Consider the following 25282-nt stretch of genomic DNA (forward strand, 5'->3'; position numbering starts at 1 on the left):
GCCTCCCGAGTTGCGAACCTCGTTTCGCGGGGATTACGTGGATGGAGCACCTGACGGGAGGCTCCTGATGACGTTGGACGACGCCGAGCGGCTGAGCGTGGACGAGCTGCGCGCCCTTCAGCTGTCGCGGCTCCAGTGGACGCTGCGGCACGCGTACGAGAACGTGCCGCACTACCGCCGGGCGTTCGACGCCGCCGGCGTCCATCCGGACGACTGCCGCGACCTGTCCGACCTGACCCGGTTCCCCACCACGAGCAAGGCCGACCTGCGCGACAACTACCCGTTCGGCATGTTCGCCGTCCCCGGCGACCAGGTGCGGCGCATCCACGCGTCGTCGGGGACGACGGGCAAGCCCACGGTCGTCGGCTATACCGAGCGCGACCTCGACACCTGGTCGACGGTGATGGCCCGCTCGCTGCGGGCGGCCGGCGCGCGTCCCGGCGACCGTCTCCACAACGCGTACGGCTACGGGCTCTTCACCGGCGGCCTGGGCGCGCACTACGGCGCGGAACGGCTGGGCTGCACGGTCATCCCGGTGTCGGGCGGCATGACGCCGCGGCAGGTGCAGCTCATCACCGACTTCCAGCCGCGGGTCATCATGGTGACGCCGTCCTACATGCTCACCGTCATCGACGAGTTCGAGAAGCAGGGCCTCGATCCGCGCAAGTCGAGCCTCGAGATCGGCGTCTTCGGAGCCGAGCCGTGGACCGAGCAGATGCGCCTCGAGATGGAGGAACGGGCCGGCATCCACGCCGTCGACATCTACGGCCTGTCCGAGGTGATCGGGCCCGGCGTCGCCCAGGAGTGCGTGGAGACCAAGGACGGCCTGCACATCTGGGAGGACCATTTCTATCCGGAGATCCTCGATCCGGTCACCGGTGAGCCGGCCGACGAGGGCGAACTCGTGTTCACTTCGCTGACCAAGGAAGCGATGCCCATCATCCGCTATCGCACGCGCGACCTGACCCGGCTGCTGCCCGGCACCGCGCGCCCGGGCATGCGCCGGATGGAGAAGATCACCGGTCGCTCCGACGACATGATCATCCTGCGGGGGGTGAACCTCTTTCCGACCCAGATCGAGGAGATCATTTTGCGTACGCCGGGACTCGCACCCCATTTCCAGTTGGTGCTCACCACGCGCGGCCGCATGGACCACCTCACCGTGCAGGTGGAGGCCCGCCCCGACTGCCCCGGCGAACGCCGCGAGCCCGCCGGATCCGAGGTGGCCCGGACGGTCAAGGACACCGTCGGCACCAGCGTCGAGGTGGTCGTCGTCGAGCCCGAGACCCTGGCCCGCTCCGCCGGAAAGATCCAGCGGCTGGTCGACCACAGGGAGCGCTGAATGGCCGTCTTCCGCATTCTCGAGGCCACCGCGCGGCCCGGCGCCGTGGCCCGGCTGTCGGAGCTCGTCGTCCGGCAGGAACAGGACGTCGTGGCGCGGCAGCCCGGCATAGTTTTCGTCCAGTCACTGCGCAGCGGCGACCGCGTGATGGCGGTGTCGAGCTGGGCCAGCGTCGAGGACATGCAGAGCTATCTCGACCGGCCCGAGACCGGCGACTTCTACCGGGCGCTGCCGGAACTGCTCATGGGTGTGCCCAGCGTGCGCACCTACGAGGTGATCAGCCCATGAGCTGGTACTACCCGAAGGGCTGGACCGACTCCGGCGACGGCGTCGAGCAGGTGCTCATCCATTACGCGGCAACGCCTCCGGGCCAATGGCCGGACTGGAGCTGGGGCCACGAGGCGCGGGTGCTGCAGGACCTCGGCGGCTTCCCCCGGCAGCGGCTGAAGGTGCTGCGGATGCCGCGCTCGGTCTGGGACATGGAGAGCGGCCGGTCCACATCGGAATATCGCTTCCACTACTACTTCGAGGTGTTCCAGAACGGCCATCGCTGGACCACCGACCTGTTCTCCGAGGACATCGTCTACCGCGATCTCGCCTACACCGACGACAGCGGCTGGATCACCAACATCTGCATCTACTGGTCGGTGGGCGACTGGGTCGCGCCGGTCTACAGCCCCATGGAGGACCCTCGCGTCCCGGGCGACTCCGAGTTCCAGGCGAAGAACTATTACACGTACGACGACAAGGAGCGCTTTCACCACGAGAAATACCAGATGTTGCACGGGCTGGACCTCCCGCACCGCTTCCATTCCCGGATGTGGGGGCCGCGCGGGGCGACGCTCGTGCAGCAGTACCACGTCGGGCGCATGTATCCGCCGGAGGAGAAGAACGAGACGTGGCTGGGGCCGGACGGGGCGTCGGCGCCGGGAGGGGGCAACTGTTGGCACCACCACCTGTGAGCGTCTTCGGCCTGCGCAAGACGTGGACCGACCCGGGGCCGGGCATCGCCATGGTCCAGGCGCACTACGCCTGCTCCCCCACCGGCGCCCAGCCGGACTGGTCGTCCGCCGAGCAGGTCGTGCTGGCGCCGGGACCGGTCCGGACGGCGGTCTTCGAGCTGCCCCGGTCGGTCGACGGGTCGACGGATTTCTCGCTGCACCATTTCTTCTTCGTGGTGGGGACCGGCGACCGTACGACATCGCCGGTCTTCGCCGAGGACATCGTGGCGCGCGAGGTCGTGTTCGACGACGTCGCCGGGACGTACACCTCGGTGGGCTTCATGTGGAGCGCGGTCGATTCGCCCGTGCCGAACTACACGAGCGGGGCGATGGACGGTTTGCCGTTCGAGACACCGGGTACGGCGCCGCCGGACGGCGACGTCTACGAGTTCGTGCGCGCGCAGCCGCTGCCGCACGTTTTCCGAGGGCTGGTGTGGGGCGTGCGCGGAACCACCATTCGCTACGGCTATCACCTTGTGCGGCAAGGGATGCCCGACCCGGCCGCCGACGACGAGCGCTGGGACGACAACGGCGGTCACGGCTGGACCATCTCCCTGTGAGGCGCTATGACCGACCACTGAGGTGGGCCGGCCGGGGCCTGCTCCGGTACACCGGCCCGCTGCCGTTCCCGGTGCTCCATTACGGGTACGACGGGTGGTCCGCCCCGCAGGACCTGCCCATGCGGCGCGACGACGCCGGCTGGGTGGTCCCGATCCCCACGGCGGGGCGCCACGTCGTCGACTGCGTCGTGCGCTCGGCGCGCTCGGATCGGTGCGACAACAACGACGGCGCCGACTACCGGCTCTGGATCGGGCTCGACCCGGTCGACGCGCACACGCACGTCCGCGCGCCCGGCGGCGGCACGCTGGGCTTCGACAGCCTGCGCACGGCCGCCTTCTCCGGCGGCATGACGCACGCGCTGGTCTCGTGGACGGACAACGACCTGGTCGAGATCGTCGCCGAGGCGACGCCGTGGCTCACCCCGCTGGTCTGGGTGCGGCCCGGCGGTCCCGATCCGGCCGATGTCCGGCGGCGGCTCGCCGCCGGCGGCGCGGGGCTCAAGCTTCATCCGGCGTACGACGGATATCCGGCCGACACGCGAGGGCTCGATCCGTATCTGCGCGTGGCTCAGGAGGCCGGGGTTCCGGTGACGGTGCACAGCGCGCCCGGTCCGGCCGATCCCGACCTGATCCGCCGCCTGGCCGAGCGGTTCCCGGCCGTACGGTTCGTGCTCTACCACACCTATCTCGGGCCACCCGAGGGCCGGAAGCGGGCGCTGCGGCACGCGGCCGCTCTGCCCAACCTCTATCTGGAGACGTCCTGGTGCCGGTCGGCCGAGGCCGAGCGGCTCCTCGACGAGCTCGGGCCGGACCGGGTGCTGTTCGGGTCGGACGCGGCCACCGACGGGCCCGACCATTACGTGCGGCGGCCGCCGAACATCGAGATGACCGAGAACTACAACACCGGGCTGCTGCGGCTGGCCCAGCGGCTGAAGCCGTCCGTGTTCCGCGCCTTCGTGGAGGGCAACGCGCGGAAGCTGTTCTCGCTGCCACCCGCGTACCCGCGTCGCCGCGTTTCGCGGCGGCCGTCACTCTGACGTGGCGGTGTGGCGCGCCGGGCAAGATCTCCCATGAGTCGCTATGTTGGTACGCATGACGACGACCGGCGCCCGCAGGATCATCCTGCTGCGTTCGTTGTTGTCCATTCTGCTGTTCGTGTTGCTGGCGCAGGTCGCCACGCCGCAGCGGCCGTCCGCCGCCTCTTCCTCGCCGCGGGCCGCTGTTTCCTCCTCCGCCGTCCCTGATGCCTCGCCGCCGGAAGATTCCGGCGAGGACGCGGAGTTCGAGCAGGCGCCGCTTGACCGCGCCACCGTCCTCAGTACGCAGTTCACCGCGGGTGTCCGCGGTTCTCGCGCGCCTCCGGCCGCGTCCGCCTGATCAGCGTTTCCACGCTGGTCGCAGCCTTCACTGGTGGACTCGACTCGCGGACGGATTGACGATCATGAACGTTGTAGCGGAGATGCTTGTTTCCTCACCGGCGCCGGCGGCCATCTGGGCCACGCTGATGCTGCTCACCCTGCCGGCCCTGCTCCTGCTGGGCAGCCCGCAGGCGATGCGCCACCCGCGCAAGGCGGCCCAGGAGACCGTGGCCGTGCTGCGGGCGCGGGCCACCTCGCGCAAGCGCCAGGCCGAGGAGGCGGCGCGGGCGGCCCAGTTCGCGGACGAGGTCGAGGTGGCGGCCTCACGGGCGGCGGCTTCGGCGGCCCGCTGGCAGGAGATCTGGGAGCAGGCGTCGGCCTCGGTGAACACGGCGTACGAGGCCTGGCTCGAGGCGGACGCCCGGGTGCGCACCGCCGCCTCGGCGGCGGCGTGGGGCACGCCGTGGTCGGTGCGGACCTGTGAGGAGTACGCGGCCCGCGAGCGCTTCCTGCACCAGGCGGTCTCGGCCGCGGTCAGCCGGGGCGAACTGCCGGCCTCGGCGCTGGGCGACGCGATCGCCGGGCGCAACGGCTGGGACGCCCGGCTCCACCCGGTCGACCAGGAGCTGGTGATCGCCCGGGCCTCGGCCGCGTGGCTGCGCCAGAGCTACGACCTGGCGGTCGAGGCCGAGACCACGGCCTGGCACGACGCCTCGCTGGCCCAGCGCGCCGCGAGCAGCCTGCGCGAGGAATCGCAGGCCGCCGCGGTGCTGGCGGCGGCCCCGGCCCCGGTGCGGGGGAACACCGAGGTCAGGGCGCGACGCCGGGTGGTGTTCGGGGAGGTTGCTCAGATCGCGATGCGCTGACCCGGGAAGATCAGGTTCGGGTCGTCGATGATGCTCTTGTTGAGCTCGGCGAGCCGCTCCCAGCCGCCGTCGATCTGGTAGCGGTTGGCGATCTTGGCCAGGGTGTCACCGGCCCGGACCACGTAGAAGTCGCCGGTCGTCCTGGTCGTCGACTTGTGGGTCGTGGTGGCGCTCTTGGTGGTCGACTTGGTCGATTTGTGGGTCGAGGTCGACTTCTTCTGCGTGGTCGACTTCTTCGCGCTGGCCGACTTCTTCTCCGAGGCGCCGCTGGTGTTGGTGCCCTTGTAGCTCTTGGACGAGCCGGCCTTCTTGCCGCAGACCGGCCAGGCGCCGATGCCCTGACCGTCGAGAACCTTCTCGGCGATGGCGATCTGCTCGCTGCGGCTCGCCTTGTTGGCGGTGCTGGCGTACTTGCCGCCGCCGTAGGCCTTCCAGGTGCTCTTGCTGAACTGGAGGCCACCGTAGTAGCCGTTGCCGGTGTTGATGCTCCAGTTTCCGCTGGACTCGCACTGGGCGACGGCGTCCCAGTTGACGCTGCCCGCGGCCTGGGCGGGCTGGGCCGCGCCGAAGAGAGCGAACGCGCCGGCCACGCCGGCGGTGGTCAGGCCGAGCGCGACGGTGTGCTTACGGGTTTGTGCCATGGAAGAACAACCTCCACGCCTACGAGGTGAGCTGTCGGGTTCGGGCTGAGGTGCCCGGCCGCGCGTGGCGGCTTCACCCCGAGGCACGCGCGACGGCGTGCCGGAGAACGTGTGGGTCCCCCGCTCCATGCCTGAGTTGATTCCGTCGGGCGGCGGCAGGACTCGGCGTTCCGCCCGCGGTGCCCACGATCGTGGGACCGGCCGACCGTAACCACGCCCCGCGACCCTCGGCAAAGCCCCGAAGGGCGATCGTGACGTTGTTCTCAGTACGCCCGGGCGGGGAATGTGCCCATTTTCGCCCCGCTTTGCGGTGGCCGTCGATCAAGGCTGCGACCAGGCCCGATCAGTCCGGCGTTACCAGGCCCTGAAGGCCGACGACGATCGCGATGATGCCGAAGATCGCCAGCAGCAGTCCCCGGCCGAACGGCGCCGAGCCGGCCTCCGCGGGTTTGCGGCCGGTCAGGCGGTCCCACAGCAGGGCCACGCCGACGGCGATGCCGACCACCTCGAAGTGGAAGACGTGCGGGCCGTCGAACAGGTGCACCAGCAGGTAGTAGCCGCCGGCCACCAGGGCGACGACGCCGACCACCCAGCCCCACGGCCCCACCTTGTCGGCGAATCCGCCGATCCCACCGCCGACGCGCGGAATCTGCCGCAGCAGCGCCGCGGCCAGCAGCAACCCACCGAGGATGTTCGCGAGATCGAGCAACAGCGCCATGAGCATGCCTCCCACGTACCCATACGGGAGCGCTCCCATGTGCGGTTCATCGATCTCTGATCGAACAGTCGGCGCACAGCCGCTGATGCGGGATCGTGAACGCGAGACAACAGGTCCGGCGGCGGACCCGCTCGGCGTTCCACTCGACCAGCCCCTCCACGCCCAGCGTCCGCAGCACCTGCCCGGTCATCTCCCCCGGCGGCGCGCCGGCCACGACGGCCGCCCGCTGGGCCGCGTGGGCGATTCCCGCCGAGAGCGAGCCCAGCAGCAGCCGGCGGCCGACCCGGGTGGCGCCCAGGACGGTGTCGAGCAGCGGGGTGACGTGCTCGTCGAGCAAAGTGCGGCGCAGGGTGGCCAGCAGCGCGCCCTCGTCACCGACCACGCGGACCCGAGGTTCCCCGGTCCCGGCCAGCGGATCGCCCGGCAGCACGGACACCGGCACGTCCGCCCGCAGCCCCAGCCGCGCCGGCGCGTACCGGTCGTCGAACCGCACCAGGACCTGCGCCGTCGTGAGATGGGGCACCCGCCGTGCCGCCACCCAGCCGAAGACGGCCGGAACCCCGAGCCAATAGGAGTACGCCTTCCAGATCAGCGCCGCCGACACGTGCGGCGCCGCCGTCGGCCACCGCCGCCGCCCCGCTTCGAGTAGAACGTCGAGACCGCCGCCGACCAGGCGTTCCGCGGAAATCCAGCCCTCGAGATCGTGCACGAGCAGGTCGGCCGCGAGCCCCGGCACCCGCGTGCTGGAGCCGAAGCCGCCCGCGATCGCGGCGAGGATCGGCGCGTCCACGAGATCTCCCACCACCGCTGTATACCCCGCTCGCCGCTTTTCAGTGCCTCGTCCCTAATGGACGGTAGGGTGGGGCCGGTGAAACTGGGTGTGAACCTGCCACAGACCACCACCTACGACCTGGCCCACGACGTGACGGCCTTCGCCCGGGAAGCCGAGCGGATGGGCTTCGACAGCCTGTGGGCGTACGACCGGGTGCTGACACCGGAAGATCAGAGCGGAACCCACGGGTTGTACGGCATCCCGGACGTGCCCTGGCCGGAAAGGTACGGCTACACCACAGATCCGCTGGTCACACTGTCGATGGCGGCGGCCGTGACGTCGCGCGTGGAGCTGGGCAGCGGGGTCCTGGTGCCGCCGCTGCACATGCCCGTACGCCTGGCCAAGATGTTGTCCGCCCTCGACGCGGCCAGCGGCGGCCGGCTCATCGCGGGCCTCGGCGCCGGCTGGTCGATCGACGAGTTCGAGGCCACCGCCCCGCGCCCGCTGACCGAGCGCGGCGCCGCCCTGGACGAGTTCCTGGACGTGGCCGAGGCCGTGTGGGGCCCCGACCCGGTGTCGTTCGACAACGGCCGATACGCCATCAGATCGTCTCGTATCAACCCGAAACCGGCCCGCCGCATCCCGATCATCCTCGGCGGCCGCGGCGAGCCCGCCCTGCGGCGCGTCGCCCGCCGCGCCGACGGCTGGCTCCCCACCGCCACCCCACCCGACCAGGTCGGCGAGACCCTGACCCGCCTGCGCGACCTGGCCGCGGCCGAGGGCCGCGACCGCTCCGCCATCACCTGCGTCTTCCAGATCGGCGTGGCCACCACCCCGGAGATCCCGAAGATCGTCGAGGACATCGAGGCGCTGGCCAAGGTCGGCGTGGACCACGTCTACGTCACCCTGCCGTCGGCCCTGTCCTCCCTGAACGAGCTGACCGACACGGCGGCCGCCCTCATGTCCGCCGCCGAGGACGCCGGCCTGCACTGACAACCCGCAGTGGTCAGAGCGGCGGGTTTCGATGAAGACGGCGCATCGCCAGGGCCACCTGGAGACGCAGGCGGCCCTGCGGCTCCCGGGGGTCCCATCCCAGCAAGGGCTGGGAATGGGCGAGGCGGTCCTGGAGCGTGGAGTGGTGCACGCGCAGGGCGGAGGCGGCCGCGCGCAGGCTGGCGGCCTCGGCCACGGCGTCCAGGGTGCTGAGCATCCACGGCGCCGTCGCGGCGGCCCGTTCGAGGGATCGCAGATCGGGGTGAGGGTCGGCGCCGGGCCGGATCACCGAGGCCAGCAGGGCCAGGCCGCCCAACTGGTCGGCGTGGACCACGCGGCGGCCGGGGTCACACTCGTCGCCCTCCGCCGTGAAACGCAGCGCGATCCGGGCCGCCGCCCACGAATCCGGCAGATCCCTCACCGCGACGGCGGGACCGACCCCGGCCCGCCCGGCGATACCCGGGGCGTCCCGGTCGCCGTGGACCAGGCGCGCTGTGCCGTCGTCGAGCGCGATGGCTCGTACCCCATCGGTGTCGTGATAGCCCAGACGGGCCGCCGCGCGAAGACGTAAGGGCTCAGGAGCCTCCCGGTCCACGACGAGCTCGGCCGAGGCCGGGTCGGGACCCCAGGTGTGACCGCGGGTGCGGTCGAGGACCGTACGCGCGGCCGCCGCCGCCCGTTCCAGGACCATCGCCTCGATCTCGCCGGGCGGGCCGGGCCGTTCGAGGCAGAGCGTGGCCGCGTCGTCGACCGGGGCCGTCATCCAGGCCGGGTCCGCGCGGTCGCCCCCGGCCGTCGAGGATCCGTCCGGCTCGACGCGGACGTTGATGTGGCGCTCGCCGTCGCGCAACCGGGCCGGGCAGCCGGCGAGGACGGCCGCGCCGCGGACGACGGCCCGCAGCCCGGCCCGTTCCTCGACGAGACGGTCGAAGTAGGCGATCACACGCAGCGCCGCCCCCGCGTCGGGATCGAGGGCGGCCAGCCGGACGGCGAGGTCCTTCACCTCGTCATCCTCTCTCGCCTCAAAGGGTGGTGGCTAGGCGCCGAGCAGCCTTTTGAGCCAGCGCAGGCGGGCGGCCCGGGCCTCCTGGGAGATGGCGGCCTGCGGGGCGAGGCCGTCGAAACCGTGGAAGCCGCCGGGCCAGACGTGGAGCTCGGCGCGGCCGCCGGCCTGCCAGATGCGGCCGGCGTAGGCGACGTCCTCGTCGCGGAACGTCTCGGCCGAGCCCACGTCGATGAAGGCCGGGGGCAGGCCGGAGAGATCGGTGGCTCGGGCCGGGGCGGCGTACGGCGACACGTCGGGGCCGCCGCGGGCGGAGCCCAGCAACGCCGTCCAGCCGGTGTCGTTGGCGGTGCGGTCCCACACGCCCAGCCCGGCCATCTGCACGGCGGACGGGGTGTCGTTGCGGTCGTCGATCATGGGGCAGAGCAGCATCTGGCCGGCCAGGGCGGGTCCGCCGCGGTCGCGGGCCATGAGGGCCACGGCGGCGGCCAGGCCGCCGCCCGCGCTGGCGCCGGCGATGACGATCTGGGTGGGGTCGATGCCCAGCTCGGCGGCGTGGGCGGCGGTCCAGGCCAGGCCGGCGTAGCAGTCCTCGACCGGGGCCGGGTGCGGATGTTCGGGGGCGAGGCGATACTCGACCGAGACGATGACGGCCGGGACCTCGGTGGCCCAGTCCTGCAAGGCGTCGACGCCGGAGCGGTTGTTGCCGACGACCATGCCGCCGCCGTGGGTGTGATAGAGGCCGGGGAGCGCGGTTCCGGCGCCGGCCGGGGTGAGGATGAGCAGCTCGATGTCGGGGTCGCCGGCGGGGCCGGGCACCAGGCGGCGGTCGACGGTGAAGGCGCCGTCGCGGGCCAGTTGCTCGTCGCTGAGGTCGGCCATGACGCTGCCTTCGCGCATCGGCTGGATCATCTCGGCGGTCAGCGCGGACGGCAACTGCTGCTGGATCACGTCGAGCGCGGCGGCCAGCTCGGGGTCGAAGGGCGGAGGCGGCAGAACGGTCGTCATGGGGACCCCCATTGTTACGGCGATGTTTCGACCATCCTGGGGTCCGGCGGTCCCGATTTCGAGCGCCGGGCGGCGGAACTTTCCCGCCACCCGGCGGACGCGCCATCAGCGGCGCGGAGGATCGTCGACTTGCGGGCGCCTCCTCAGCCTCCGCCCCCGCCTCCTCAGCTCGCGGAGCACGAGAGCGCCGGGGTGCTGGGTGTTCCCTCGCCGATGAAACCGAAGGTGGTGCCGGCGGCGGGAGCGAGAGTGCCGTTCCAGGCGGCGTTCGTGGCGGTGACCGTCGTGCCGGAGGCCGTCACCGTGGCGCCCCAGGACTGGAGGATGCGCTGGCCGGCGGTCAGCGGCCAGCCGACGGTCCAGGCGGTTGTCCCGGCCGCGCCCGCGGTCACCGTGACCTCACCCTGGAAGCCGCCCGTCCAGCTTCCCGTGACGGCCAGCCGCGCGGAACAGGAGCCCGCGGGCGCGGGCGTGGTGGGGGCGGGCGTCGTGGGCGGCGGCGTCGTTCCCGTCAGAGCCATCTCCGCGTCCGTGAACGGCGTGTAGGACGGGTTGACGTCGGTCTCGCCCGCGCGGCCGTCGCAGCCACGGTTCGGGTCGAACAGCAGGTACGTGCCTGAGCCGCAGGCCGAGGCCAGCTCGGCGTCGCCGCCCACGACGACCGAGCCGGAGAGGTCGGCGCCGCCCTGGATCAGGGCGTTGTCCTTCACCACCGCGTTGCCGCCGACCCGGGCGCCCGAGTTCACCCACGCCAGCCCCTCGATGCGGGCGTTACCGCTGACCGTGCTGGAGCCGTAGACGGCCGCGCGCGGCCCCACGTAAGCGGTCGGCGCCACGGTGGCCCGGTTGTCGACCCAGCCGCCGCCGTTGCTGTGCCAGTGCCCGCCGCCCGTGGCGGCCGGTTTCGTATAGCCGGGCTCGAAACCGGAAGGCACGGCGCCGGACAGGGCGAACTCGTACGGATAGCGGTAGTTCTTCGTATATCCGTCGAGGAAACCGTAGTGGTGAACCGTCGACGGCGCCCCGAGCACCACCAGGTAGAGCTCCCGCTCCCCGTCCTGGAGCGCGAACGAGATCTGGCCGTCCGCCGCCGTCGACACCGGCCCGTAGCGGGGCACGCCGTTCTTGACCGCGACGAAGCCGTAGCTCCAGCCCGAGCCGGCCGCCGCGTTGACGTGTCCCTTGAAGCGCAGCTGGACGGCCGAGCCCGACGGCACGAGCTTGATCTTGTTGTAGCCGTAGTCGGACGGCGCCAGCGCGGCCGGGATCGCATAGTGGTTCCCCACCGCCTCCACGGGCACCCCGTTGTAGGCGTTGATGAAGCCCGCGCCGTAGACGCCGTCCACGAAGCGCTGGAAGTGGCTCTTGTTCGTGTAGTCGTACGTCACCTGGCGCTGGGCGTAGCCGGCGAGGTCGGCGTTGAGCTGCTGCTGACTGAAACCCATGAGGCGCCGGTACGTCTCGAGCGGATGCTCGCCGCTGCGAGCCTCGTTCCACAGCCGGTTGAAAATGGACACGCCGCCGTTGCGGTCGACCAGATATTGGATGAGCATCCAGGCGCCGTAGTGATGCCGGCTCGACGAGTAGGCCAGGTTCTCGGTGCGCAGGAAGCGGGTCAGGTCGCCGGCGCCGCCGTCCGGATAGACCTGCATGGCCATGTATTCGGCGCTCGCCTCCCAGAACGTGCCGGCCGAGGCGTCGGTGAAGCCGTAGCCCGAGCGTCCCAGGAACGTGAGGTTCTGGAACACGTGGCCGAGCTCGTGGGCCAGGCCCCACGAACCGGGCAGGGCGGCGGCCGGCGCGATGTTGATGACACCGACCTTGCCGTCGGCGCTGCCGCCGGTGGCCCAGGCGTTGAGCTCGGCGCGGTTCCAGGTCTGGGTGACGATGACATCGATTTTGTACGTCGCCAGCGCACCCGTCTCGGGCGTGAACTTCATGGTGTTCACGTAGTACGAGTACAGCGATTCGAGCTGGGACAGGATGTTGTCCGGATCGAACGTGTACGGCGAGGGAGCGCTGACCGGGTTCGTGCCCGACTTCTCGCCCCACAGCAGGATGAAGTTGGCGGACTCTCGCGTGCGGTCCTGACTCCACGGCACCTCGCCGGTGCTCTTCCACGAGGCGGGGATGTAGACAGACTTGGCGGCGGCCGATGCCGGCGGTGGCATCAGGACGACGGCGAGGACGGCCGCGGCGACGACGGCGAACAGTCGGGACATGGGGGAAGCCCTCCGAAGCAGGAAAAGGCGCTGGCCCCCACGACGGCCACCGAGCCGCCATTCTCACCGAATCAATCGAGAAGTGTCAATGCCGCATGGGTCGCCCGTTCGGCGATGCCGTCGAGCGAGAGGTCGCCGCGCGCGAAGAACCCCTCGGCGAACAGCGACACATAGCCATGAGCGACCGCGAGCGTCGCCTCGAGAAGCCGGACCGCCCCCGGATAGCCCGCCGCAGACGCCCCCGCAGCCGGAGACGCGCCTGCGGCCGACGACACCCCCGCGGGCCCCGGCGCTGCAGCTGCCAGGTCGAGGAGCGTCGACATTAGTGCGCGAGTTTGTTCGCGGCGCTCATCATCGCTCACTTCGTAGAGTTCGTTTGCGAAGATCACGCTCATCCCGGCCCCGGTCCGCCCGACATATCGGACGTAAGCGCCCGCTACCGAGGCCATTCGCGCGGCCGGGTCGCTTCCCGCCTTCTCGGCGGCCGCTTCGATCGCCGTACGCAGGTCGCGCGCGGCCGCCGCCGACACGGCGCTCAGCAGATGGGCGCGGTCCGGGAAGTGCCTGTACGGCGCGGCCGTGCTCACGCCGATGCGCCGGGCGACCGCCGCGACCGAGAAGCGCTGCAACCCGCAGTCGGCCAGCACGCCGAAGCTCGCCTCGACCAGGGCGGCCCGGAGATCGCCGTGGTGATAGCGCGTCACGGTTGCCTCCATGTAAGGGGCCTCTTACATTATCAAGTAAGAGCCCTCTTACATCTCATGCGCTCCGGGAGCCGTCGTGACCATCCGTCTCGGATATCAGATCCCCAACTTCACCTATCCCGGCGTGCCCGTCGAGAACCTCTTCGACACCGTCGCCGCCCAGGCCCGCGAGGCCGAGGCGTCCGGCTTCGACACCGTGCTGGTGATGGACCACTTCTATCAACTGCCCGGCATCAACACGCCCGACCACCCGATGATGGAGGCCTACACGACCCTGGCCGCCCTCGCCGCCTCGACGTCGACCGTGCAGCTCTCGACCTTGGTCACCGGTAACACGTACCGGAACCCGGCCCTGCTGGCGAAGACCGTGACCACCCTGGACGTGATCGCCAAGGGCCGGGCCATCCTCGGCATCGGCGCCGGCTGGTTCGAACGGGAGCACCAGGACTTCGGCTTCGAGTTCGGCACGTTCGGCCAGCGCTTCGAACGTCTCGAGGAGGCGCTGAACATCATCGCGCCCATGCTGCGCGGCGAGGAGCCGACGGTCGAGGGCAAGTGGTACACGGCCCGCGGCGCCATGAACAACCCGCGCCTGCGCACGGTCCCGATCATGCTGGGCGGCGCCGGCGAGCAGAAGACGTTCCGGCTGGCCGCCCGCTTCGCCGATCACATGAACATCATCTGCGACCTGGACGACCTGCCCCGCAAGGTGGCCGTGCTCCGGCAGCGCTGCGAGGAGATCGGCCGCGACCCGGCCACCCTGGCCACCAGCTTCCTGGCCACCGGCGTCGTCGGCGAGACCGATCAGGAGGTCAAGGAGCTCGACGCGACCCTCGACGACGGCCGCCGGGCCCGCGCCTTCGTCGGCCTGCCGGCCCAGGTCGCCGAGCAGATCCAGGAGAAGGTCCTGGACGCCGGCATCGACGGCATCTGCGTCAACCTCATCCGCAACGGCCACCGCCCCGGCGTCGTGGCGGCGGTCGGCGCGGCGCTCAAGCCCCTAGTGACTGCTTGATGAGCACCCGGAGGTTGTCTGCCCCGACAACCTCCCGCAGGAACACCACGCGGTAGACGACGTAGCCCAGCCAGGCCTGGGCGGTCAGGTGGACGGGGAAGTCGCGCGGCAGCTTCCCCGTCGTCACCGCGCGGTCGAGGATCACGACCAGACCCTCGAACCAGGGGTGCAGGATGTCGCGGAGGTCGGCCAGACCGGCCTCACCCCGGGAGCTCATGGCCCCGGCGACCACGCTGGCATCGCCGTACAGCGTAAGGGTTTGAAGTAACGCCTCCAATTGCGCGAGAGCGTCGGCCGCGATGTCACCGGTGTCGGGCACGGCCGCCGGGGCGAGGCGGGTTCGTACGGCATCCGTGACCACCGCCGCCTTGTTGGGCCACCAGCGGTAGAGGGTCATCTTGGCCACGCCGGAACGCTCGGCGATCCGCTCCATGGTGACGCGGTGGTAGCCGATCTCGTTCAGCAGTTCCTCGGCCGCGACCAGAACGGCCCGATGGGCTTCGGGGTCGCGCTTGCGACCGGCTCCAGGGCGGGCTCCTCCAGCGGGCATACCGCCATTGTTCACCAGAGGCGCAGATCACAGGATCCTGAAACCTGTACGAGACGTATCGTTTACTTATCAGCTCCTCAGCGAAGGGAAACGATCATGGCTCGACTGGATGGCCGGACAGCGCTGGTGACCGGCGGCGCGAGCGGCATCGGCAAGCAGACGGCGCTGCGGCTCGCGAGCGAAGGCGCGGCCGTCGTCGTCGCCGACGTGCAGGACGGCCCCGGCGCCGAAGTGGCGACCGAGATCGGGAAGAACGGCGGACGGGCGCTGTTCCTGCACCTCGACGTGACCGACGAGGCGGCCTGGAACGCAGCCGTACAGAAGGTGAAGGAGGAATTCGGCGGCCTCGACATCCTGGTCAACAACGCCGGCCTCGGCCACGCCGAGACCCTCGAGGAGACGTCGTACGCCCTCTACGAGAAGGTCGTCGCGGTCACCCAGACGAGCGTCTTCCTCGGCACAAAGGCGTTCGCCCCGCTGCTCAAGGCCTCGTCGCACGGGGCCGTGGTCAACACCAGCTCCATCTTCGGCGCGTCGGGCGGCTTCGGCACGTCGCCGGCCTACCACGCGGCCAAGGGCGCCGTGCGCACCCTGACGAAGAACATCGCGTTGGAGTGGGCGCCCCTGGGCATCCGCGTCAACAGCGTGCACCCCGGCTTCATCGAGACCCCGATGATGGGCGACACGGACAAGGCCCCGTACATCGCCACGACCCCGCTGGGCCGCGTCGGCCGCCCCGAGGAGATCGCCTCCGCGATCGCCTTCCTGGCCGGCGACGACGCCTCGTTCATCACCGGCGCCGAGCTCTTCGTCGACGGCGGCTACATCGCCCGCTGACTGTCTCACAGTGAGACACCGGACCGCACGGACGGCGAGTGAGATGGCCGTATGGAAGCGACGACGTTCGGCGAGGTGGCCGCCCTGGTCCTCCGGCTGGGCCTGCTGGGCATCCTGGTCGCCGTGCTGAACGCCGTCGCCCTGCGCGTGGTCCGCATCGACGAGGTACCGGGTTGCGCCCGAAGCCGCATCCGCTGGTGGGGCGCCCACAACCCAGCGTTGTTCCTCAGCAGCGTGGTGATGGCCATGCTGGGCCTGGCCGGCGTGATAGCCGCCTGATCCGTCACACGTGGGCCGAGTAGGGTCGGCGCGGAGCTTGGCGGAAGGAGCGGCGGTGGTGGTGGACGTATCGCTCGAATTACCGTCGCCCCTGAGAGATTGCATCATCTCTTGCGAGGTCGAGTGTGTTCGTGCGTGCTGCGGGATCGACGCCGTATCCACCGATCGCGCTCTCATCGAGACGTGGTGCCGCGAGGTGGGGCCGGTCGCGGTGATCGAGGCCCAGCGTCAAGTCGCCGATCTGATCGACTTGGTCGAGGACCGCTCGAGCCGCGTCACGTCGAAGTTCCTCAACCACCGCACGATCGACGACGCCGCACGGCTTGAGTTGCTGAACTTCCTGGCCGCATTCGAGGTGGGACTCTCGTCCAATATCCGCTCTTCCGGATGATGAAGTGGGTCTGCCGTCAGAGGACGAACGTCTCCAGCAGCAGGAAGACGTTCAGGCCGATTATCAGGGCTGCGGCCAGGGCCGCGGCGGCGTTTGTCGCGGGCCTGTTGACGAAGACGCCCATGATGTCTCGGCGGCGGGTCAGCAGCAGCAGGGGGATCAGGGCGAAGGGGATTCCGAACGACAGCACGACCTGGGAGATGACCAGGCTGTCCGTGGGTGGCAGGCCCAGGCCCAGGACCAGCAGCGCTGGAGCCATCGTGACCGCTCGGCGGATGAACAGTGGGATTCGGCGGCGGATGAAGCCCTGCATGACGATCTGGCCGGCGTACGTTCCCACGCTTGACGACGACAGGCCTGAGGCCAGCAGGGCCACGGCGAAAGCCAGGGCCGCGCCGCCGCCGACCATCGTGGCCAAGCCGTCGTGGGCCGACTGGATGGCGTCGCCGGAGGCGAACGGGACGCCGTTGTCGTGGAAGAGCGAGGCGGCCACTACCAGCATCGAGAGATTTATCAGGCCGGCCGCGCCCAAGCCGATCAGGACGTCCAGGCGCTGGAAGCGGAGCAGCTCGGCCCGTTCGGCGTCGTCCCTGCACGCCACCCTCGACTTTGTCAGAGCCGAATGCAGGTAGACCACGTGGGGCATGACCGTGGCGCCGATGATGCCGCAGACCAGCAGCACGCTGTCGCCGCCGGCCAGGCGTGGGACCAGGCCTGAGGCGATACCGCTCGGTGAGGCGCCCACGACCAGCAGGTCGTACAGGAAACCCAGCAGGACTATGCCCAGCAAGCCCACGATCGCCAGTTCGAAGCGGCGATAGCCGCGCTGTTCCAGGGCCAGGATGGCGAACGCCACGACCGCGGTGATCAGGCCGGCCATGAAGAGCGGGACGCCGAAGAGCAGGTACAGGCCGATGGCCGCGCCCACGAACTCGGCCAGGTCCGTGGCCATGGCCACGATCTCGGCCTGCACCCAGAGGCCGCGCGACACCGGCTTGGGCAAATGTTCCCGGCACAGCTCGGGCAGGTCGCGGCCCGTCGCCACACCGGCCTTGGCCGACAGGTACTGCACGAGCATGGCCGTCAGGTTGGCGGCGACGATCACCCAGATCAGGGTGTAGCCGAACTGGGCGCCCGCGGTGAAGTTCGTGGCGAAGTTGCCCGGGTCCACATAGGCCACTGCCGCGACGAAGGCCGGGCCCAGCAACGCGATCGTGCCGCGGACCCGGCCTCTCGCCAGCAGCCCCCGCAGGTCGGAGGAGGCGACTGGTGCCATTCCGCTAGCCGACCGAAGGTCCGAGGCCCAGCGACTGCGGCGTGCTCGAGTCCGGCGACGGCTGGCGCAGGCCCTCGTCGAGCTCGCCGATCTCGGTCATCAGGGCGGGACTGCCGCCCCACGGCGTCTGTTCCTCGGCGACCAGGGTGTTCGTCGTGAGCAGCAGGCCGGCCACCGACGCGCCGTTCTCCAGGGCCGAGCGCACGACCCGCAGCGGGTCGACCACGCCCATCTCGATCATGTTGCCGTAGCGGCCCTGGAGCGCCTCGAAACCGTCGTCGCGGCCCAGTTCGGCGATCCGCGCCACCGTCTCGGCGCCGGAATAGCCGGCGTTGGTGGCGATCAGGAAGGCCGGCTCGGTGAGCGCCCGCCGTACGATCTCGACACCGATGCCGTAGTCGTCCTTGAGGTCCATGCCGTCCACCGCGTCCTGGGCGTGCAGCAGGGCCGCTCCCCCGCCGGCGACGATGCCCTCGGCCATCGCGGCCCGGGTGGCCGACAGCGCGTCCTCGACCCGGTGTTGCAGCTCCTTCAGCTCGGTGTTCGTCGGCGCGCCGACCCGGATCAGGGCGACCTTGCCGGAGAGGGCGCCGATCCGTTCGGTCAGCACGTCCTCGTCGGCGCCGAACGTTGCCCGTTCCAGCTCGGACCGCATCTGGGTGAGCCGGAACGCGACCGCCTCGGTGGAGCCGCCACCGCCGATGATGGCGGTGCTCTCGGCGTTGATCCGCACCTGGGCGGCCCGGCCGAGCTGGTCGAGCGTCATCGTCTCGAGGGTGAAGCCGGAGTGGCGGCTGTGCACGGCGCCGCCGGTGATGGCGGCGATGTCCTCGAGCTTGTGCAGGCGGCGGTCGCCGAAGCCGGGTGCGCGCACTGCGACACAAGTGAACACGCCGTTGACGTGGTTGTGGGTGAGCATGGACAGGGCGGTGCCCTCGACGTTCTCGGCGATGATGATCAGCGGGCTGGGTGCCCGCATGATCTTGTCGAGCAGCGGCATGAGCTGCTGGACCTTGGTGATCTTCTCGCTGCTGAGCAGGAGGTACGGCTCGTCGACGACCGCCGTGAGCCGGGCCGGGTCGGTGACCATGTACGGCGACAGGTAGCCGTTGCCGAACTCGAACCCTTCGACGAAGTCGACGCTCATGCCGTTCACCGGCGATTCCTCGACCGTGACGATGCCCTCGTCGCCGACCGTGTGCAGCGCCTTGGCGATCACCGCGCCGACCGTGTCGTCGTCGTTGGCCGAGATCGCGGCCACGCGGGAGAGCTCCTGTTCGGTGCTCACTTCGCGCGCGACCGTGCGCAAACGCTCCACCAAACGCTCAACCGCCAGGTCAACACCGCGTTTCACGAGTACCGGGTTGGCGCCCGACCCGATCGCCGCCATGCCTTCCCGCACGATCGCCTGGGCGAGGACCGTGGCCGTCGTCGTGCCGTCGCCCACGACGTCGTTGGTCTTGATGGCCGCTTCCTTGACCAGCTGGGCGCCCATGTTCTCGAACTGGTTCTTCAGGTGGATCTCGCGGGCGATGGTCACGCCGTCGTTGGTGACCACGGGAGAGCCGGTGATCTTCTCGAGGATGACGTTGCGGCCCTTGGGCCCGAGCGTCGACTTGACCGCCTCGGCCAGCTTGTCGACGCCGTTGAGCAGCAGGGTCCGCGCGTCCGCGCCGAATCGAAGTTCCTTGGCCATCAGGTCTCCTCAGCAGAAGCCGGGTAGCGGTGCCGCAGCATGCCGCGGCAGATACTGGTGTTGGCGTCGAAGCTGGTCCGGGTCAGCCGGGCCTTGCGCAGGTGCAGGGGCACGCCGTCGGCGTCCACCGCCTCACCGGTGCGCGGATCGATCAGCAGCGGAGCGTCGTCACCGGCGGGCAGGCCGAGCTCGCGCCGGCGCCGCCGCAGCCGGGCCAGCGCCGGAGACGGCGGCACGCCCCCGAGCACCACCGTCGCGAGATCCGATGGTGTCGCGCCGGCCGCGACGAGCGGCCGGCATACCACGTCGGTGCCGGCCAGGACCGATTTGCGCAAGAAGTCCGCTCGCAGGTGATCCAGTTCGTCCACCGCCTCGTCACCGAAGGAGCCCACGAACCCGGCCCGGGCCGCGACCCCTTCGTTGATCGCCTCGGAGGCGAAGTGATCATCCAAAATGATCTTGCAGAAGTGGACCTCGTCCAGCGCGGAAACCTGGTCATACGCGTCCGCCACCATCAGATACGCGAAGTTCGGCGCGCAGAAGTAAGTGGGCAGTCGCAGGTGCACCTCGGCGGCGCCGTCGACCAGCGAGGTGGAGGCCACGAAGCCCAGCACGGTGATCGGCTCGTCCAGCTCGGGATCGCGCACCTCGGCCAGAGCGGCCAGGACACGCGATCCCGTCACGGCGGTGGTCATCCCCCGAGGGAGGCGGCCGGCGACTCGGAGCTGACCCCGACCGAGGCGTCCCGGGACGCGGGCTCGTCCTCGGGGAGCCTCAATGATGCCGGCACCTCGATCCCGTACAGCCGGGCCGCGTTGAGCCCCAGGATCTTCTTCTTCGTCGCCGTGGTCACCCGCGGGTAGTCCGAGAACTCGTCACCCGGGTAGTCCCAGTCGACGAAGCCCTCGATCTGCCACTTCGGCTCCCAGATGCCGTAGTCGCTGCCGAAGGTCATCTTGTCCTCGCCGACCCAGAACAGCAGCTCGCCCATCACCTTGGCGAAGAACCGCGGCCGCGCGTGCATGAGGCCGCCGATCACCACCGACAGGCCGGCGTACACGTTGGGCTCCTGCGTCGCCATGAAGCAGAAGTCCTCGATGCGGGGCAGGCCCACGTGCTCGACGATGAAGTTCAGCTCGGGGAAGTCGGTCGCCGCGTGGTCCACATCGGACACGTCGAAGGCGTCCTTGTCCAGGGGCCAGATCGTCGGGCCCTTGTGCACGTGGATGTTCTTGATGCCCAGCTCCTGGGCCTTCTCCAGATAGCGGTACGCCGCCGGGTCCTTCAGCGTCCAGCCGCGCGAGCCGTTGTTCCACTCGGCCGTGTAGAGCTTGACGCCGATGCTGCCGTAGCGGTCGACGTTGTCGGCCAGCTTCTTCAGCCCGTCGTCGCCGTCCCGCGGGTCGAACCGGGTGTTGGCGATGAACTTGCCCGGGTGCTTCGCGCCCAGCGCGGCGTTGCGCTCGGTGGTGTTGAAGCCCTCGGTGTACCACTCGGTCAGATACGTCGGCTGGAAGACGGCCACGTCGACGTACCCGTCGGTGAAGACGTCCTTCATCAGGTCGTCCTCGGTGTAGCTCATGAACTTCTCGATCGGCCAGTGCGTCGACTCCGGCGCGAGGCTCTGGTACGCGTGGAAGCACTCGATCCAGCCCTTGGCGTACTTCTCGGCGCCCGGCACCCAGTTGTCCGGCCCGGCGCTCCAGTAGTGCATGTGGCTGTCGACGACGAAGTACTTCTCCCCGTCCTTCTCGTACACGCTTACCTCCCCGGCTTGAGGTCGAATCCGATGTACTCCGCGGCGTCCTCGGGGTTGGCGAACATGATCGTCCGGTCGTCCTCGTGGATCATGCGGCCGTAGTGGGTGGACATGCTCTCCTCGAACTGGGCCATGTCGAAGAAGCCCGGCTCCTCCCCCAGCGCCTCGGAGACCTCGTCGTAGACGACGTCCATGCGATTCGTGGCGTCCACGCGGATCATCGAGGGCAGCGGCGTCACCCGTACACCCGGCTTGGTCTTCATGACCTCGGCCACCACGACGCCGATCTGGTTGTTCATCAGCGTGAAGCCGCACATGTTGGAGGGGGTGCTGTCCGACTTGAACGGGCTTTCCGCCACCTTGAACTGCTGCGTCATCGCTCCAGCTCCTTCGGGATCTCCAGGCCCAGGTCCTCGGCGATGCCGGCGAAGCGGCTCTTGACCCGGTCGAACGCGTCCTCGAAACGAATCGGTTTAGCGTCCGGCTGCGACCACAGCGGTTGCAGGGCCCGCGCGGCCGGCACACACAGCCCGGCCCAGTTGGCCAGCCAGCCGTTGAGGATCCGGTTGTTGTGCTCGGCGAACTCGCGGTCGTTGGTGAGCAGCTCGTAGAGCGCCTTCGTGTAGCGCAGGTCGCGCTCGGAGAAGTCGAACTCCTCGGCGCCGACGATCGTCGGGGTGACGAAGTCGCCGTTGCGCGGGGCCGCCTGCATGACCAGCTGGCTGCGGAACAGCTCGCCGACCAGTGGCTGGAAGACCACGTTGGCCGCGAAGATCGCCTCACCCCAGTCGCTGATCGCGGTCAGCCGCTCGGCCACCTCACGCACGCCCTGCCAGGCCGGATCGCTGTTCCAGGCCTCCAGGTGGGCGGCGCCGTCGAAGCCCTCGACCTCCTCGCTCAGCGTGAGCTGGTAGAGCGCGAGGTCCTGGGCGGCGCGGATGAGGTGCATGCTGTTCACCGCGATCGCGGTGTTGTGCATATTGGTCGGGCCGCGCCGGTTGGCGTTGGCGAACAGATAGAGGCCCAGGCCGTGGTCCACGTGCATCCAGGCACCGACGTGCGAAGCCACGAAACGCGTCCAGTTCGGCGACCACTGCTCGAACGCCTTGGCCTGCTTGGCCGCTTCGACGTTCGCGTTGACCTGGCGTACGACATTGGCGTTGTAGCGGTAGAGCGAAAGCTCCCACTCCTCGTTGGGGTCGCGGAACTCGTGCCAGCCGTGCGCCGGCCATTCGTAGCCCTGCCCGCCCGAGCCGGGCCCGCGCTCGGGGACCGGACGGTCGCTGCCCCAGGCCTTCAGCACGGTCCAGTCCAGCGGATATCCGCCCCGGCCGTCGGCGAAGCCGTACAGCCAGCCCTGTGCGAGGTAGTGCCGCGGATCCGGCTGCACCTCGACCGTGACGTCCTCGTAGTGGGTCTGCTTGCGCTTCTGCGGGCTGTAGTAGTTGAACTTGCGCGCGGTCGAGTCCGGGAACTCCTTGGCGCCGGCCTCGGCGTCGGTGAAGACGGGCTTGGGAACGCTGCGTTCCGTCGCGGTCGTCATCAGTCCTCCCCACCTGTGGTCGTGAACTTGTCGTAGTAGATGTGCTTCTCGGGCGTGCCGAGCGAGGCGAGCAACGGCATGGCCGCCTCGACCATCGGCGGGGGCCCGCAGAGGTACGCGTGTGCGCCGCTCAGATCGACCTCGAACCGTTTGAGCACGTCGGTGATGAAGCCGACCTCGCCCTCCCACGACTCGCCCTCGGCGGGCTCGGAGAGGGCGGGCACGAACTGGAAGCCGGGCAGTTTCTCTTTGAGAGCCTCGATCTCGGCGACAAAGCAAAGGTCTTTGGCCGTACGGGCTCCGTAGTAGAACACTGCTTTGCGATCGATCCCGCGCTCGGCCATCGACCGCAGCAGCGCGAGGATCGGGGCGAGCCCGGCCCCGCCGCCGACGAAGACGAGATCACGGTCGGGGGCGTCGCGAAGGGTGAACACCCCGAACGGGCCGGTCAGCTCCAGCCGGTCGCCCGTCCGCAGCTGTCCGTCGAGGAACGACGAGAAGACCCCGTCCGGGTAGACCTTGATGACGAATTCGAGCTGCCGGCCGTTGCTGCTCGCCATCGAGAACGAGCGGGTGATCTCAGTGCCGGGCACCTTGATGTCGACGTACTGACCGGGAAAGAACGTCATCTCGGCCGGCTCGATCAGGCGGAGCACGAGGTGCCGGAGGTCGTGGGTCACCTTCTCGATCGACACGACCTCGGCCACCGCGTTCACGATGGGCAGCCCCGAGCGGATCATCTCCTCGTCGAAGTTGAGCAGCTCGATCGTCACGTCCTCGTACACGTGCGCCCGGCAGAGCAGCGTGAAGCCCTCCTCCTTCTCGTAGTCGGGCAGCGCGAACGTGGAGTAACGATCGAGCTCGATGTCGTCGCCGTCGAGCACGAACGACTTGCAGGCGGCGCACTGGCCCTCCTTGCACCCGTGCATGAGCATCAGCCCCTGCTCGGACGCCTGGCGCAGCACGGTCTGCTCCTCGTCGACCTCGATCTCGATGCCGACGGGCTCGAACCTCACCCGGTGCTTGTCGCCCATGTGCTGCTTACTCCGGCCGTGCGAAACGTCCGGCCGGCCCACCCCGGACGTACGAGGCGTGGAACACGGCCCGTTCCTCGTCGGTCATCTGGTTGAGCAGCACGTTCGGGCTCTGCAGGTTCGGCATCCGGCGAAGATGGTCGAGGGTCCACATCTTCTTCGGGTCGTCGAGGTTCAGGTGCGGCTGCGCGACCATGGTCTTGCCGTCGTCCCGGACAAAACCCATGTCCTGTACGACGTCGGCCCAGTTCCAGCCGTGATAGAGCGTCTCCCACTCGCGGGAACCGATCAGCTGGCCCATGTTCGGGGTGTTGCGGCCCTGATAGACCGGGCGGAACGCCTCGGCGTCGGTCCAGCGGCAGGCCTCGTGGCAGTACGTGCGCCACTGCCCGTCGACCTCGGCCATGACCATGTCCTCACGGACCAGGCAGGGCACCATGCAGGTCCAGCAGCGGTGCGGGTACTGGTAGTCCACGTCCTCGGCGACGATCGGGTGGTGTCCGTTGGGCGTACTCAAACGGTTGTACTGCTCCCACCACTTGCCATAGCGGTCGTACCAGCCCGGGTACTTGTACTCGAACCACTCGAAGTCCTTGTCGGTCATCGGGTCGATCCGCCAGTAGTTGGCCAGCCAGCCGGTGGCGAAGAACTGCGCGACCTCGTGCACGTAGCCCTTGTTCCAGATCTGGTTCCACGACTCCTCGATGAGGTCGTGCGGGATGACCAGGCCGTACTTCTCCAACGGCACGAGATAGCTGCGGTAGTAGTCGTCGTAGATCCAGCGGCGCCACATCTCGGCGTACGACTCGCGGTCCTTCCGGCGGTCCTTCGTGCCGTACTCGATGAAGGTGCCGATCGCGGCGTCGACCACGCGGTGGTTGTTCCACCAGGCGTACCGCAGATCGCGTTCGAGCAGCTGGTGGTTGCCCTCGTCGGCGAGGGCCATGAGCAGGGTCGCGTAGCCGTTGCTGATGTGCCGCGACTCGTCCGACTGCACCGAGTGGAACACGGTCGGCAGCAGGTAGTCGCCGTTGGCCGCGGCCTCGGCCGGCATGGCCACGAACAGCGTGTTGGTGAACGCCGTCTCGGCCACGATGGTCAGGTAGATGCTGGCCGCGGTGATCGCGTCGCCGGTGATGAAGCCCTCGGCGAACTGGCGGCCGATCGTGCCGCAGTAGTCGTTCTGGAAGTTGCGCAGGCTCGAGTTGAAGCCGGCCGGGTCGATGTAGTTGTTCATGTACAGGCGCTTGAGGTTCTGCTGGATCGTCGAGTGACGTACCTCGTCGATCATCTGAATGGCCTGGCCGTTGTGCAGTTCCGGGTTGGGCACGTTGCGGAACAGCAGCGGCATGGCCCGCGCGGCCGAGATCTCCGGCAGCGGGATGATCGAGAGGAACAGCTTCTGCCATTCCAGCCAGCGCTCCTGCACCTGGCGGAACATGTTGCCGCGGATCGCGCCGTCGGAGGCGCCGTAGACCCGGTGGTCCTTCTCCTCCTGCATCGGGAAGTACGACCGCAGCACCTGCTTGAGCGGGTCCTTCTTCTGTGCCTTGCGGAACGTGTAGTCGGTTCCGTAGTGCGAGACCGGCGTGTGGTACGCCGGTTCCCAGGACAGTTCCTGGATCTTCTGATGAGCCTTGGCCACGCTCTGCCGACTCATGAGTCAACTCCTCATCCTTTGGCTGCGTGCTTCTCAGGCTTTTTTTCACAGGTC

The 25282-nt window shown here is 69.4% G+C and carries 28 protein-coding genes and 1 riboswitch; of the genes, 12 read left to right on the forward strand and 16 right to left on the reverse strand.

Features of this window, described 5'->3' with window-relative positions:
• Window positions 1–67 precede the first annotated feature (67 nt).
• The 7 genes from paaK (at window position 68) to ACFY36_RS40550 (ending at window position 5127) form a co-directional block, all read left to right on the forward strand.
• Complete coding sequence (gene paaK, locus ACFY36_RS40520) at window positions 68–1342, forward strand: phenylacetate--CoA ligase PaaK (protein ID WP_499751218.1); 1275 nt, start codon at window positions 68–70, stop codon at window positions 1340–1342.
• Complete coding sequence (locus tag ACFY36_RS40525) at window positions 1343–1630, forward strand: antibiotic biosynthesis monooxygenase (RefSeq protein ID WP_499751219.1); 288 nt, start codon at window positions 1343–1345, stop codon at window positions 1628–1630.
• Complete coding sequence (locus ACFY36_RS40530; protein WP_499751220.1) at window positions 1627–2304, forward strand: hypothetical protein; 678 nt, start codon at window positions 1627–1629, stop codon at window positions 2302–2304. Before ACFY36_RS40525 ends, ACFY36_RS40530 begins: the two co-directional genes overlap by 4 nt.
• Window positions 2286–2903: a hypothetical protein gene (locus ACFY36_RS40535; RefSeq protein WP_499751221.1), complete on the forward strand. Its 618-nt coding sequence runs from the start codon at window positions 2286–2288 to the stop codon at window positions 2901–2903. Before ACFY36_RS40530 ends, ACFY36_RS40535 begins: the two co-directional genes overlap by 19 nt.
• On the forward strand, window positions 2900–3940 hold the full coding sequence (locus ACFY36_RS40540; protein ID WP_499751222.1) for an amidohydrolase family protein: 1041 nt from the start codon (window positions 2900–2902) through the stop codon (window positions 3938–3940). The genes ACFY36_RS40535 and ACFY36_RS40540 overlap by 4 nt, the downstream gene beginning before the upstream one ends.
• A 55-nt stretch (window positions 3941–3995) precedes the next feature.
• Complete coding sequence (locus ACFY36_RS40545) at window positions 3996–4280, forward strand: hypothetical protein (protein ID WP_499751223.1); 285 nt, start codon at window positions 3996–3998, stop codon at window positions 4278–4280.
• Window positions 4281–4344: 64 nt separating this feature from the next.
• A complete protein-coding gene (locus ACFY36_RS40550) occupies window positions 4345–5127 on the forward strand; it encodes a hypothetical protein (protein WP_499751224.1) in 783 nt (260 codons plus the stop codon).
• On the opposite strand, the gene ACFY36_RS40555 is transcribed toward ACFY36_RS40550, so the two are convergent.
• The 3 genes from ACFY36_RS40555 to ACFY36_RS40565 form a co-directional block, all read right to left on the reverse strand.
• The gene (locus ACFY36_RS40555) at window positions 5109–5768 is read right to left on the reverse strand and encodes a transglycosylase family protein (RefSeq protein WP_499751225.1); all 660 of its coding nucleotides are present in this window, start codon (window positions 5766–5768) and stop codon (window positions 5109–5111) included. The two genes, ACFY36_RS40550 and ACFY36_RS40555, sit on opposite strands and share 19 nt — an antisense overlap.
• 2 nt (window positions 5769–5770) lie before the next feature.
• Window positions 5771–5938: riboswitch (cyclic di-AMP (ydaO/yuaA leader) on the reverse strand.
• A gap of 173 nt (window positions 5939–6111) precedes the next feature.
• Window positions 6112–6525: a hypothetical protein gene (locus ACFY36_RS40560; protein WP_499751226.1), complete on the reverse strand. Its 414-nt coding sequence runs from the start codon at window positions 6523–6525 to the stop codon at window positions 6112–6114.
• Between the two features lie 7 nt (window positions 6526–6532).
• A complete protein-coding gene (locus tag ACFY36_RS40565; RefSeq protein ID WP_499751227.1) occupies window positions 6533–7288 on the reverse strand; it encodes a (2Fe-2S)-binding protein in 756 nt (251 codons plus the stop codon).
• Between the two features lie 66 nt (window positions 7289–7354).
• On the opposite strand from ACFY36_RS40565, the gene ACFY36_RS40570 reads away from it, so the two are divergent.
• Window positions 7355–8251: an LLM class F420-dependent oxidoreductase gene (locus ACFY36_RS40570; protein WP_499751228.1), complete on the forward strand. Its 897-nt coding sequence runs from the start codon at window positions 7355–7357 to the stop codon at window positions 8249–8251.
• A gap of 13 nt (window positions 8252–8264) precedes the next feature.
• Here ACFY36_RS40570 and ACFY36_RS40575 read toward each other — a convergent pair whose 3' ends face one another.
• The 4 genes from ACFY36_RS40575 to ACFY36_RS40590 all read right to left on the reverse strand — a co-directional run bounded on the left by ACFY36_RS40575 (window position 8265) and on the right by ACFY36_RS40590 (window position 13188).
• Complete coding sequence (locus tag ACFY36_RS40575) at window positions 8265–9254, reverse strand: helix-turn-helix domain-containing protein (RefSeq protein ID WP_499751229.1); 990 nt, start codon at window positions 9252–9254, stop codon at window positions 8265–8267.
• 33 nt (window positions 9255–9287) lie between these two features.
• Window positions 9288–10262, reverse strand: coding sequence for an alpha/beta hydrolase (locus ACFY36_RS40580; protein WP_499751230.1), 975 nt, complete (start codon window positions 10260–10262; stop codon window positions 9288–9290).
• Window positions 10263–10426: 164 nt separating this feature from the next.
• Window positions 10427–12484 carry a DUF6055 domain-containing protein gene (locus tag ACFY36_RS40585; protein WP_499751231.1) on the reverse strand — a complete coding sequence of 686 codons (2058 nt, stop codon included), beginning with the start codon at window positions 12482–12484 and terminating at the stop codon, window positions 10427–10429.
• A 71-nt stretch (window positions 12485–12555) separates the two neighbouring features.
• The gene (locus tag ACFY36_RS40590) at window positions 12556–13188 is read right to left on the reverse strand and encodes a TetR/AcrR family transcriptional regulator (protein ID WP_499751232.1); all 633 of its coding nucleotides are present in this window, start codon (window positions 13186–13188) and stop codon (window positions 12556–12558) included.
• A 76-nt stretch (window positions 13189–13264) separates the two neighbouring features.
• Between ACFY36_RS40590 and ACFY36_RS40595 the strand changes: the two genes are divergently transcribed.
• Window positions 13265–14203 carry a TIGR03560 family F420-dependent LLM class oxidoreductase gene (locus ACFY36_RS40595; RefSeq protein WP_499751233.1) on the forward strand — a complete coding sequence of 313 codons (939 nt, stop codon included), beginning with the start codon at window positions 13265–13267 and terminating at the stop codon, window positions 14201–14203.
• On the opposite strand, the gene ACFY36_RS40600 is transcribed toward ACFY36_RS40595, so the two are convergent.
• Window positions 14181–14753 (reverse strand): TetR/AcrR family transcriptional regulator, encoded by a 573-nt coding sequence (locus ACFY36_RS40600; protein WP_499751234.1) that lies wholly within the window; start codon window positions 14751–14753, stop codon window positions 14181–14183. The genes ACFY36_RS40595 and ACFY36_RS40600 overlap by 23 nt on opposite strands.
• 96 nt (window positions 14754–14849) lie before the next feature.
• Here ACFY36_RS40600 and ACFY36_RS40605 point away from each other — a divergent pair, with 96 nt between their 5' ends.
• The 3 genes from ACFY36_RS40605 to ACFY36_RS40615 are packed head-to-tail and all read left to right on the forward strand — an operon-like array spanning window position 14850 to window position 16260.
• On the forward strand, window positions 14850–15590 hold the full coding sequence (locus tag ACFY36_RS40605) for an SDR family NAD(P)-dependent oxidoreductase (RefSeq protein WP_499751235.1): 741 nt from the start codon (window positions 14850–14852) through the stop codon (window positions 15588–15590).
• A 51-nt stretch (window positions 15591–15641) separates the two neighbouring features.
• Window positions 15642–15869, forward strand: a complete 228-nt coding sequence (locus ACFY36_RS40610) for a hypothetical protein (protein WP_499751236.1) — start codon at window positions 15642–15644, stop codon at window positions 15867–15869.
• A gap of 55 nt (window positions 15870–15924) precedes the next feature.
• Window positions 15925–16260, forward strand: a complete 336-nt coding sequence (locus ACFY36_RS40615; RefSeq protein ID WP_499751237.1) for a DUF6331 family protein — start codon at window positions 15925–15927, stop codon at window positions 16258–16260.
• A 16-nt stretch (window positions 16261–16276) separates the two neighbouring features.
• Here ACFY36_RS40615 and ACFY36_RS40620 read toward each other — a convergent pair whose 3' ends face one another.
• The 8 genes from ACFY36_RS40620 to ACFY36_RS40655 are packed head-to-tail and all read right to left on the reverse strand — an operon-like array spanning window position 16277 to window position 25228.
• Entirely contained in the window at window positions 16277–17536 is a 1260-nt protein-coding gene (locus ACFY36_RS40620) for an Nramp family divalent metal transporter (protein ID WP_499751238.1), read from the reverse strand.
• 4 nt (window positions 17537–17540) lie between these two features.
• Window positions 17541–19232 (reverse strand): chaperonin GroEL, encoded by a 1692-nt coding sequence (gene groL / locus ACFY36_RS40625; RefSeq protein WP_499751239.1) that lies wholly within the window; start codon window positions 19230–19232, stop codon window positions 17541–17543.
• Window positions 19232–19927: an iron-sulfur cluster assembly protein gene (locus tag ACFY36_RS40630; protein WP_499751240.1), complete on the reverse strand. Its 696-nt coding sequence runs from the start codon at window positions 19925–19927 to the stop codon at window positions 19232–19234. Before ACFY36_RS40630 ends, groL begins: the two co-directional genes overlap by 1 nt.
• Window positions 19924–20991, reverse strand: coding sequence for an amidohydrolase family protein (locus ACFY36_RS40635; protein WP_499751241.1), 1068 nt, complete (start codon window positions 20989–20991; stop codon window positions 19924–19926). Before ACFY36_RS40635 ends, ACFY36_RS40630 begins: the two co-directional genes overlap by 4 nt.
• Before the next feature lie 2 nt (window positions 20992–20993).
• Window positions 20994–21368, reverse strand: coding sequence for a propane 2-monooxygenase effector subunit MimD (gene mimD / locus ACFY36_RS40640; protein WP_499751242.1), 375 nt, complete (start codon window positions 21366–21368; stop codon window positions 20994–20996).
• Window positions 21365–22534 carry a ferritin family protein gene (locus ACFY36_RS40645; RefSeq protein WP_499751243.1) on the reverse strand — a complete coding sequence of 390 codons (1170 nt, stop codon included), beginning with the start codon at window positions 22532–22534 and terminating at the stop codon, window positions 21365–21367. Before ACFY36_RS40645 ends, mimD begins: the two co-directional genes overlap by 4 nt.
• Window positions 22534–23568, reverse strand: a complete 1035-nt coding sequence (locus ACFY36_RS40650; protein WP_499751244.1) for an NADH:ubiquinone reductase (Na(+)-transporting) subunit F — start codon at window positions 23566–23568, stop codon at window positions 22534–22536. The genes ACFY36_RS40645 and ACFY36_RS40650 overlap by 1 nt, the downstream gene beginning before the upstream one ends.
• Window positions 23569–23575: 7 nt before the next feature.
• Entirely contained in the window at window positions 23576–25228 is a 1653-nt protein-coding gene (locus ACFY36_RS40655) for a ferritin family protein (RefSeq protein ID WP_499751245.1), read from the reverse strand.
• Between the last annotated feature and the right edge of the window lie 54 nt (window positions 25229–25282).

Source organism: Actinoplanes sp. NPDC000266 (assembly GCF_042899005.1).
Taxonomy (GTDB): Bacteria; Actinomycetota; Actinomycetes; order Mycobacteriales; family Micromonosporaceae; genus Actinoplanes.